The sequence below is a fragment of the Brevundimonas sp. genome (assembly GCF_052436175.1).
Taxonomy (GTDB): domain Bacteria; phylum Pseudomonadota; class Alphaproteobacteria; order Caulobacterales; family Caulobacteraceae; genus Brevundimonas.
Genome location: NZ_JBQVNM010000025.1, coordinates 24317 through 34283 on the forward strand (window position 1 = coordinate 24317; position 9967 = coordinate 34283).

11 protein-coding genes and 1 pseudogene are annotated in these 9967 nt (G+C 67.0%); 5 read left to right on the forward strand and 7 right to left on the reverse strand.

Features of this window, described 5'->3' with window-relative positions; all coding sequences use genetic code 11:
• Positions 1 to 55 precede the first annotated feature (55 nt).
• Positions 56 to 457, forward strand: coding sequence for a hypothetical protein (locus ACT6QK_RS07810; protein WP_444597261.1), 402 nt, complete (start codon positions 56 to 58; stop codon positions 455 to 457).
• Here the strand turns inward: ACT6QK_RS07810 and ACT6QK_RS07815 are convergent.
• Positions 411 to 1166 carry a DUF6456 domain-containing protein gene (locus ACT6QK_RS07815; RefSeq protein ID WP_444597262.1) on the reverse strand — a complete coding sequence of 252 codons (756 nt, stop codon included), beginning with the start codon at positions 1164 to 1166 and terminating at the stop codon, positions 411 to 413. The two genes, ACT6QK_RS07810 and ACT6QK_RS07815, sit on opposite strands and share 47 nt — an antisense overlap.
• Positions 1163 to 1519: a chromosomal replication initiator DnaA gene (locus ACT6QK_RS07820; RefSeq protein WP_444597263.1), complete on the reverse strand. Its 357-nt coding sequence runs from the start codon at positions 1517 to 1519 to the stop codon at positions 1163 to 1165. Before ACT6QK_RS07820 ends, ACT6QK_RS07815 begins: the two co-directional genes overlap by 4 nt.
• A 303-nt stretch (positions 1520 to 1822) precedes the next feature.
• Here ACT6QK_RS07820 and ctrA point away from each other — a divergent pair, with 303 nt between their 5' ends.
• The 3 genes from ctrA (at position 1823) to ACT6QK_RS07835 (ending at position 3659) form a co-directional block, all read left to right on the forward strand.
• Positions 1823 to 2524: a response regulator transcription factor CtrA gene (gene ctrA / locus ACT6QK_RS07825; protein WP_444597264.1), complete on the forward strand. Its 702-nt coding sequence runs from the start codon at positions 1823 to 1825 to the stop codon at positions 2522 to 2524.
• Between the two features lie 88 nt (positions 2525 to 2612).
• Positions 2613 to 3119, forward strand: coding sequence for a hypothetical protein (locus ACT6QK_RS07830; RefSeq protein WP_444597265.1), 507 nt, complete (start codon positions 2613 to 2615; stop codon positions 3117 to 3119).
• 186 nt (positions 3120 to 3305) lie between these two features.
• Positions 3306 to 3659, forward strand: coding sequence for a DUF2200 domain-containing protein (locus ACT6QK_RS07835; protein ID WP_444597266.1), 354 nt, complete (start codon positions 3306 to 3308; stop codon positions 3657 to 3659).
• On the opposite strand, the gene ACT6QK_RS07840 is transcribed toward ACT6QK_RS07835, so the two are convergent.
• The 5 genes from ACT6QK_RS07840 to ACT6QK_RS07860 form a co-directional block, all read right to left on the reverse strand.
• Positions 3656 to 4720 (reverse strand): endo-1,4-beta-xylanase, encoded by a 1065-nt coding sequence (locus ACT6QK_RS07840; protein ID WP_444597267.1) that lies wholly within the window; start codon positions 4718 to 4720, stop codon positions 3656 to 3658. The genes ACT6QK_RS07835 and ACT6QK_RS07840 overlap by 4 nt on opposite strands.
• A 196-nt stretch (positions 4721 to 4916) precedes the next feature.
• Positions 4917 to 5327, reverse strand: a complete 411-nt coding sequence (locus ACT6QK_RS07845) for a flagellar FliJ family protein (RefSeq protein ID WP_444597268.1) — start codon at positions 5325 to 5327, stop codon at positions 4917 to 4919.
• A gap of 44 nt (positions 5328 to 5371) precedes the next feature.
• A complete protein-coding gene (locus ACT6QK_RS07850) occupies positions 5372 to 5737 on the reverse strand; it encodes a four helix bundle protein (protein ID WP_444597269.1) in 366 nt (121 codons plus the stop codon).
• Between the two features lie 37 nt (positions 5738 to 5774).
• Positions 5775 to 7118: a flagellar protein export ATPase FliI gene (fliI, locus tag ACT6QK_RS07855; RefSeq protein ID WP_444597270.1), complete on the reverse strand. Its 1344-nt coding sequence runs from the start codon at positions 7116 to 7118 to the stop codon at positions 5775 to 5777.
• Between the two features lie 72 nt (positions 7119 to 7190).
• Complete coding sequence (locus ACT6QK_RS07860) at positions 7191 to 9584, reverse strand: TonB-dependent receptor (protein WP_444597271.1); 2394 nt, start codon at positions 9582 to 9584, stop codon at positions 7191 to 7193.
• Between the two features lie 239 nt (positions 9585 to 9823).
• Here ACT6QK_RS07860 and ACT6QK_RS07865 point away from each other — a divergent pair.
• Positions 9824 to 9967: pseudogene (locus ACT6QK_RS07865) on the forward strand (cysteine synthase A); the annotation flags it as partial.

A 9967-nucleotide genomic window follows, 5' to 3' on the forward strand; every position in this document is an offset into this window, starting at 1 on the left:
TTGATCGGCGGCCGGATGGGACCCAGTCTCATCCTGTCGAACGGGGGAGGGTCGGATGACGGGTATTCATCAGGGGCTGGCGATCATCGGATGCGTCCTGGCGGTCGCCGCATCGGCGGGAACAGCCCAGGCCCAGCGTTCGCCGAACGGAACCTGGCGGTGCAGCGCCCAGGGCAATATTCCCATCGGCATCATGACGGTGTCCGGGGCGACCTATCGGTTCCAGGCCGTCAGGAACACCGCCTGGGCGCCCAAGGCGCAGGATTCGATGAACGGCTCGGGCGCCCTGCGCGGCTCGGGCACGACACTGACTCCTGCAGGGGGGCCGCTCACGACCCGTCTGGGCGCCCGATCAGGCTATTTCGGTGAGACCGGGATTCCGGGCGATCGATACGACTACATCGACTTCTTCAACGATCCCCAGGCCGCCTATGTGCTGAGGTGTCATCGGCCGTGAGGCCGTAGTGGACCGCGAGCGCCGCCAGCCCGCGCCTCAGCGCCAGCCGACCGCTGCGGCGGCGAAGGCCCAAGCCCGTTTCCGCCAGCTGGAGGCTGGAGCCGCGCACGCAGATCGCATCGACCATGGCCCGTTCATCGGGCGGCAAGATCGATAGCGCCAGCCTCACGCGGCGGGCGGCGGCGAGGGCCGCGTCCCCCAACTCTTTCGGCGACGACGTTCCCGCGCGGGATCGGGGCAGGGCGTCCCATCGCATGGTCAGGGCGGGGCCGACGGCGCTGCGCTCGGCGTCGCGACGCAGGCGTTCGCCCGCCGCCAGTTCCGCCGCGTCGATCAGGGGCGCGCCGTTCGCATCCCGACGACGCGCCAGCCAGAGGAGGGGGCTTTCGCCGAGATTGGCGCGGTGGCGCGCCATCCGGCCGTCGGCCTGAGGCAGGTCTCGCTCGCCGTCAACCACGCCCGGCCGGGCGGCCCGATCGGGCGCGGCCTCGATCTTCGTCCGGGCGACCCAGCCGCCGCCCGCCCGAGGCCGCAGACCCGGGTCGGCGATCAGGGCGGTCAGGGTCGCTTCGTCCAGGCGCATCACGACCCGCCCCCGGCGGTCGGGCGAAAGTCTGACCGGATAGGCGCCGTCCCGGGACGGGTCGATCCAGGCGCCCGGGCGCGCCAGCAGGCCGCGCGCACGCCGCAGGTCCGCCCCCTCGCTCACGGCCGCAGCTCCAGTTTCGGCGTCTCGCAAGCCTCGCGGAGCAGGTCGGTGAGCCGGTCCAGCAGGCTGTCGAACTCGGGGTCGTCACGGGCGTCCTCGGCCCAGCGGCAGCCGTGCCCGGCGGTGGCCCGGTTGACGCCGAAGACGTGGCTCACCCGCTCCAGCGGCCAGCCATAGCCGACATGGGCCAGATAGAGGGCCGTCCAGCGCGCCCGACACCCCTTCAGCCCCAGTCGCCCGCGCGCGCGGATGTCCTCGACCGGCAGGCCGAAACACAGGGCGATCAACTGCTGCACCAGCCCCGCCCTGATGCGGTCGCCCTCCGTCACCGGCACCTGATAAGTCGTCTCCAAGATGGCTGTCCTCCCGCGCGCCTCCAGCCGACATGGCGAGGCGCATTAACGGTTATAGGAATATATGCCTATCACGCCAGGTTCGGTCGTAGCCGCCGCCCGAGGCGGGGGTTGGCGAGGTTCATCCGAAAAATTCCGCGATCGTCGCGAGGACTCTCGACGCCGATTCGCAAATCAGCCTACGATTCGCCTCAATGGGGTGGCGTTAACCGTTCTTAAGGTTTTCGCCGGTTAACTCGCTAACAAGGTTACCCGGCCGTGTGCCGCGGATTGACGATCAAGCTTTGCCTTGGAGGGGCACGAATGCGCGTTCTGCTTATTGAAGACGATCACGCGACGGCCCAGAGCATCGAACTGATGCTCAAGTCCGAGGGCTTCAACGTCTACACGACGGACCTCGGCGAGGAAGGCATCGATCTCGGCAAGATCTATGACTACGACCTCATTCTGCTTGACCTGAACCTGCCGGACATGAGCGGCCTTGAAGTGCTGCGTCAGCTTCGCGTCGGCAAGGTCAACACCCCGGTGATGATCTTGTCGGGCAGCCACGAGATCGAAACCAAGGTCAAGACCTTCGGCGGCGGCGCCGACGACTATCTGACCAAGCCCTTCCCCAAGGACGAGCTGATCGCGCGCACCCACGCCGTGGTCCGTCGCTCAAAGGGTCACGCCCAGGCCATCATCCACACCGGCGAGATCGCCGTGAATCTGGACGGCAAGACGGTTGAGGTGAACGGTCACCGCGTCCACCTGACGGGCAAGGAATACCAGATGCTGGAGCTGCTCTCGCTCCGCAAGGGCACCACTCTGACCAAGGAAATGTTCCTGAACCACCTGTACGGCGGCATGGACGAGCCCGAGCTGAAGATCATCGACGTCTTCATCTGCAAGCTGCGCAAGAAGCTGGCCACGGCCGCCGGCGGCAAGCACTACATCGAAACCGTCTGGGGCCGGGGCTATGTCCTGCGCGACCCGTCGGAAGGCGCCCAATCCGTCGCCGCTTAAGCGCTTCAGGGAAGGAACGACCAGAAATCAGACGCCCGTCGGGAAACCGGCGGGCGTTTTGCGTTCAGCGCGGACGTCGGGAGCTCGAATGTCGAAGTCAGCCTCGTCTCAGACTAGGAGCCAGCAGAGTGTTTCGGGGAAGGCCGTCAAGGCTGGGTCTTTCATCGCGCTCGTGGCGATCTCCGTTTGCTCTCTGACCAGCGCTTTCGCAGCGTTCACTCCTCGCAAGGATGCCGTCCTTTTCAGCCAGCCCTGGAGCGGGCTGGTGTGTCTCGCAGCCTTCGGGCTAGGCGTGCTCACAGCGGCGCGCGTCGGACGACAACAGCCGGGCTTCGCCTTCGCTGCGATTACCGCCATGCTGTTATTCATCTTCCTGCAGGGCTGGCATCGGCTTTCGAATAGCTGGCCGCTAGACGGGCTTTCGCTGGTCTTCGGCATGCTTTGCGTGGCCAACGAAATTAGGGGGCGCGCTTGTTGGCGGGTCTCCTTCAAGCCGTGGCTTCTGCCATGGGCCGCGGTGTTTCTGGTCGGCGATGGTCTCGCGATCGACGCTGCGGCTCCAAGGGGAAGTGATGCAGGCGCTGGGTGCCGGTGATCGCTACGCCCTGCTGTTCACGACCAGCTACGGGTCCGTGTACGCAATCGCGGTCCTCGGTATGATGAGTTTCCTCAGGCCCGGCTCGAAGGAAGGTCTGTAGCAGCCGCACAGTCGGCACAATCTAGGTTGGGATTGCCGTCTGACGGAGCGAGCCTTCGAAAGAGGGAGTAGAGGAAAACGACCATGGCCGGCCACCGCATTTACACCACCAGCGTCGCCAGCGTTTACCCCCACTATGTCGCCAAGGCGGAGAAGAAGGGGCGGACGAAGGCGGAGGTGGATGAGATCATCCTCTGGCTGACCGGCTACAGCGCCGGGGCGTTCGAGGCCCTGCTGGCCGACGGGACCAACTTCGAGACCTTCTTCGCTCGGGCGCCGAAACTCAACCCGGCGCGGGAGACGATCACGGGCGTCATCTGCGGCGTCCGCATCGAGAACATCGAAGATCCGCTGATGCGCGAGGTTCGCTATCTCGACAAGCTGATCGAAGAACTGGCCAGGGGGCGGCCGATGGAGAAGATTTTGCGGGCGGTCTAGCCCCGCCCGAACACCCCGGCCACGGCGGCCGTCAGGGGTTTGGCCTGGCCTGCATCGTCGAACAGCAGGGGCTGGTCCTTGCCGTCGTCGCGACCGTCGCGGCGCAGCCAGCTGTCGCTGTCTCTCAGCCCCCAAGCGGTGAAGGCGAAGCGCTGGCGGGCGGGCAGGCTCATGAAGGCCTCGGCCAGTTCGACGACCCGGGCCTGCTGCTGTTCCAGCCGCTGGACGCGTGAGCGGAAGTCGCCGCGCCGCTCACGGCGCAAGGAGGCGTCCAGCTCCGAGACGTGGACCGGCAGGCCGAACGCGCCCAGTTCGCGGATCAGGGTGGTGATCTGTCCGGCCGGGATCTCGATATCGAGGTGGGACTGGGTGCCCAGGCCGCCGATGGGCGCCCCGGCCTTCAGCAGCCGCTCGACCGTGCGCAGGAAGGTCGCGCCCTTCGCCGGATTGTTCTCGAGATTGTAGTCGTTGAGGAAAAGCACCGCGTCCGGATCGGCTAGCCTTGCCTGTTCAAAGGCGCGGATCATATAGCCGTCGTCTCCAAGCGCCCGCGACCAGTGGCTGTCGCGCAGGCCGTTGCCATCCTCGGCGATCGGTTCGTTGACCACGTCCCAGCTGACCAGCTTGCCGCGATAGCGACCGGCGACCTCGGCGATGTAGCGGTCGAAGGCGGCGGCAAAGGCGCGTCCATCCAGTCCGGCGAAGGCCTGTTCGCCTTGCGAATACCAGATCAGGGCGTGGCCATGCAGGCGCACCCCCTCGGCGGCGCAGACGTCGGCGATGCGGTCGGGTGCATCGAAGGTCATCCGGCCGGGAGACTGGAGGATGTACTCCATCTTCATCTCCCACTCGGGCGTCAGCTGATTCACCTGCTGACGGGCCAGGGCGACCCAGGCCGGGTCGTCGAGCTGACCCGACATGACGGCCGAGCCGATGGGGAAGGGGGCGACGGACTTCAGCGGCGGAACCGACGGCGGCGCAGGCTGAGCCGTGGCGAAGCGATCGCAGGCCGACAGGGCGCCCAGGGCCAGAGGGGCGGCGAGGAGGGCGCGGCGATTCATGCCCTTCTCCCCTTGTGGGAGAAGGTGGCCGGCCCCACGGTCCGATCTTCGATCGGCCGCAGGACAGGCTCTGCCTGTCGGATGAGGGGGCGTGTCATCAGGCGCGCTCTGAGCCGGTAAGATCGCGAGGCGGAACCATACCCCTCATCCGTCTCGCTCCGCGAGCCACCTTCTCCCACAAGGGGAGAAGGAAAATTTAAGCCGACCGACGCCGCAACGCCATTTCATCGAAGGCGGCGGTCTCGCGCTTGGCGCGGGCGATCAGCTGGTTCAGGCGGGTGGTCTCGGCGACATGTTCGAACTTCTTGAGCTCCTCGAAGGCGCCGGTCAGGGCGTCGCGGGCGCCCTCTTCCTCGGCGTCGAGGGTGATCAGGTCGGCCTCGGCCGCGCCCTTGCGCGCCTTCCAGCCGTTCAGATAGGCGCCCAGCATCATGGCTGCGGAGGCGTCGGCGCGGGCGCGATCCCGCTCGCCCTCGGCCTCAGCGTCCAGCACGGCCAGCCGCATCTCGGCGCCGGCGCGACGGGCGGCGATCTCGGCCAGACGCTTCTGCAACGTCTCCACCTCATAGTTCGAGATGCGGATCAGGGAGTGGGCCCAGCTGGTCATGAGAGGACAATGCCGTGGTAAGGGTTAAGCGAAGGTTCGAGGTTTCAGGTTCGAGGGACGAGGCGAGCACGAAGGGCGGTCAGCATGCGACTGACCTCGTCTGCCTGGTCGAGGATGTTTCCGCATTTCGCCTCATCGACGATCTTCAGGTGCTGTACGAGCAGGACGAAGGTTTCGAGCTCGAACAGGGAGCCCCGCGCGATGCTGACAAAATGGGCATAGTCTTTGCGGGTGCCCCGACCGTGACCCTCCGCGATATTGGCCGGGATAGAGGTGGAAGCGCGGACCATCTGTGAAGTGATCCGGTATTCCTCGTGTTTGGGCATCTGCCGTGTCAGCCGATAGACAGCAGCGGCCAGGTCCATGGATTTCTTCCAGACCATGAGGTCACGATACGAACGGACCTCCATGTTCAGCCCTCGAACCTCGACCCTGAAACCTCGCCCCTCATCCGCCCACCATCCCCTGGTTCAAGATCCCCTCCAGCCGGTCGAACGAGTCCGCCAACCGCGTGGCGTCGTCCTTGTCCTGGCTCAGAAAGCCCTCGAGGGCGGGGTTGAGGGCGATGGCGCGGTCGACAATGGGGTCGGCGCCGGCGCGATAGGCGCCGATACGGATCAATTCCTCCATGTCGGCATAGGCGCTGAGCGACTGGCGGGCGCGCTTGTTCAGTTCCCGCTCGGGCGGGGTCTGGCAGCCGGGCAGGGTGCGGCTGACAGATTTCAGCACGTCGATGGCCGGGAAGCGGCCACGCTCGGCGATCTTGCGGTCCATGACGATGTGGCCGTCGAGAATACCGCGCACGGCGTCGGCGATGGGCTCGTCATGGTCGCCGCCGTCCACCAGCACGGTGAACAGGGCGGTGATCGGTCCGGCTGTCGTGCCGTCCGGACGCACGGGCCCCGGCCCGGCGCGCTCAAGCAGCTTGGGCAGTTCGGTGAAGACGGTGGGGGTGTATCCCTTGGTGGTCGGGGGCTCGCCCGCCGCCAGACCGATCTCGCGCTGGGCCATGGCGAAGCGGGTGACGCTGTCCATCAGGCACAGCACCTCCAGATCCTGATCCCGGAAATACTCGGCGATGGCCAGGGTCATATAGGCGGACTGGCGCCGCTTCAGCGCCGGCTCGTCCGACGTCGCCACGACGACGACGGCGCGGCGCAGACCCTCTTCGCCCAGGGTCTCTTCGATGAACTCGCGGACCTCCCGGCCCCGCTCGCCGATCAGGCCAACCACGACCACGTCGCAGGTCGCCTGTTTGGCCAGCATGGACAGGAGCACCGACTTGCCTACGCCCGACCCGGCGAAGATGCCTAGCCGCTGGCCCCGGCAGGTGGTGGTGAAGACGTCCATGGCGCGCACGCCGAGATCCAGCCGCTCGCCCACCCGGCCGCGCGAATGGGCGGGGGGCGGCGAGGCGCGCAGGGGGTAGGGGGCCGGTCCCTGCGGCAACGGCCCCTTGCCGTCTATGGGATTGCCGAAGGCGTCGATGATCCGGCCGAGCCAGGCGGTGGTCGGCCGGACCGAGGCGCGCTGACCGATGATGCGGATGTCGGCGCCCGGCGCCACCCCCTCGACCGGGCCGAAGGGCATCAGCAGGGCCTTTGAATCGCGGAAACCGACGACCTCGGCGGGCAGGGCGGCGGCGCCGCGCCGCTCGATCTCGGCCCGGGCCCCGACGGCCAGTCGCGACAGCCCACCGCGCGCCTCGATCAGCAGGCCGCTGACCCCGGCGACCTTGCCGGTCACGACCAGGGGGTCGATCACTTCGACGGCTTTGACCAGGGTTTCCACCCGTTAACCTTTGCGGCGATCGTGGTTAACGGGTGGTGAAGCCGGGCCTGTTCGTGGGGTGATCGACGGGTCTCAATAGGTCGCCCGCAGGGTGAAGCCGACCGTGCGTTCGTCGCCGGGGTTGCCGATGACGAGGCCCGAGTTGCCGGTCTGGACGCTGACGAACTGGAGGTAGTCCTCGTCCAGCGCGTTCTTGACCCAGACGAAGGCGTCCCAGCCGGCGTCGGAGCGGAAGCCGGCGCGCAGGTTCAGCAGGCCGTACCCCTCGATCTCGGTGTATCGCGACACGGCGGCGTCGGAGTTGTAGGTCGAGCGGTAGCTGACGTCGGCGCCGGCGAAGACCTCTCCGTTCAGGCCCAGGACCCTGCCCGGGCCGTGGACTTCGCCGCCGACGGCAAAGGCCCAGGGCGAGACGCCCGGCAGGTCCTTGCCGCTGAGGTCGCAGGCGGCGGTCGAGGTCCCGACCAGCTCCAGCGGGCAGGGGCCGTTCTTGAACGACGTATATTCCCCATCGGTCCAGGCGACGTTGGCGTAGAGGTCGATGGCCTCGGTCGGGCGGGCGTTGAGGTCCAGCTCGACGCCTTTGATCTCCACAAGTTCGACGTTGGCCAGATAGCCGCGCAGCGCGCCCGGTCCGGCGTCCACGACGTTGGCCTGAAAGTCCTCGATCTCGGTGGAATAGGCGGCCAGGTTGGCCGTGATGCGGCGATCGAAGAACTGGGTCTTGAGGCCCAGCTCCCAGGTCGTGACGGCTTCCGGCCGGACCTCGGCGGCGGTCAGGGCGGGCAGGCCCGCGGCCGTGGTCGGCAGGCCGGCCATGTTGATGCCGCCTGACTTGAACCCTCTGGCGTAGCTGACATAGGTGAGGATGTCGGGCGCGAGCTCGTAGGAGACCGCGACCTGGCCCGACAGGCTGCCGTCCGAGATTTCGGCCTGGTAGAACTGTGGGCGGGCGATGCCCAGCCGACGGCTGATCAGCGTCGCGTCAGTGGTGACCAGACCGCCCTCGACCGTCAGCTCGTACTGGCCCGTCTTCTCCTCGTGGGTATAGCGCAGGCCCGGGGTCACCTTCAGACGGTCGGTGACGTTCCAGGTCGCCTGTCCGAAAACGGCGTAGCTGGTGGTCTCGATCGAGGAGACGTTGAAGGCCTTGTAGCCATCCAGCAGGGCGTCGGGCGTGCCGGCCGCCAGCAGCCAGTAAGCGGCGTCCCGGCCCCATTCGGTGACGCCGTCGGTCGCGACGGTCTGGTTGAAGTAGTAGAGGCCGCCGACCCAGTCGATACGGTTGTTCCCCACCGACGACAGACGGAACTCCTGGCTGGTCTGATCCTGGTGCGACGGGTTGGCCGACTGGCGCACGATGTCCAGGCCGATGTAGTCGCGGTCGTTGGCCGGCTCCCAGTCCCACTCGCGATAGGCGCTGATGGAGGTGAACAGCAGGTCGCCGAAGTCGTAGTCGACGATCAGCGACCCGCCCGCCTGCCACTGGTCCGCCTGGATGTCGCCATCGACGTCGACCAGCCGGTCGTAGGGATTGGTGCTGGGGACCGCATAGCCGCGTCCGGCGGCGAGGGCGGCGTACTGCTGGGCGAGAGGTTTCAGCGTCGCCCCGGCGGTGACGAAGACCTGGGTGCAGCATTCCAGGAGCTGGCGATTCCAGTCGCCATAGGCGCGGACGGTCAGCTTTTCGGTCGGGGTCCAGAGCAACTGGCCGCGCAGGGCGAAGCTGTGCTGATCGTTCTGGTCGCGGCCGATGCGGACGTTGTCCAGCGTGCCGTCGCGTCGCGTCGAGACGAGCGACAGCCGCCCGGCCAGGACATCGTCGACGATCGGCCCGGTGACGGTGGCCTTGGCCTGGACGAAGCCAAGGCTTCCGACGGAGACCTCGGCCGTGCCCGAAGGCGTGAACGAGGCATTGCGGGTGGTGATGTTCAGGGCGCCGGCGGTGGTGTTCTTGCCGAACAGCGTCCCTTGGGGCCCGCGCAGGATTTCGATCTGGTCCAGATCGACAAAGTCCAGCGTCGCCGTGGCCGGGCGGGCGTAATAGACCTGATCGACATAGATGCCGACGCCCTGTTCCAGCCCGTCATTGGCCAGGCCGTAGCTGGCGCCGATGCCGCGGATGGTGATGGCGGTGTTTCTGGGGTTGGACGACAGCAGTTGCACGCTGGGCGCCGACTGGGTCAGCTGGCCGACGTTGTAGGTGTTGGTCTTGTCCAGCTGCTCGCCGCCGATGACGGTCAGGGCGATCGGCACATCCTGGGCGCGTTCCTCGCGCCGGCGGGCGGTGACGACGATATCGCCGAGCTGGGCGAAACTCGGTTGGCTCGCCTGCTGGACGGGCGGTTCCGGCGCCGGCTCGTCCGTTGTGGCGAAGGCCGGTGAAACAATGAGAATTTCTGCAATCGTGGCGGTGGCGACACCCGCCGCGAGCCCCTGTCGGTATCGTCGTTTTCGAATGGCCATGTCTCTCATCCCCTTGTCCAGTCGGGGCATCGTTACCCGGGAAGCGGAGATGGGCCGCACGAAATGGCCTTCACGGTCGAATAGAATATCTAAACAGAGCCATGGTCCTGGTCCGGCGTGGCGAGACCGGGCTGCGAACGTATCTGGGCTGCTGCGCAGAAGAATTCGCCGTCGCCCCTCTTGTGGCCCGCCTCGCGCCCTTATCTGTTGTCGAGCCACGGACCTCCGGAGACTTCGCCATGACCGACACCTCCTATGACGCCTCGCGCCACCTCAAGACGGGTCGGGGCAAGGTCTATGACTCGATCATCGACACCATCGGCGACACCCCCCTGGTGCGGCTGCCGCGCCTGTCGGCCGAATACGGGGCCAAGGCCACCGTG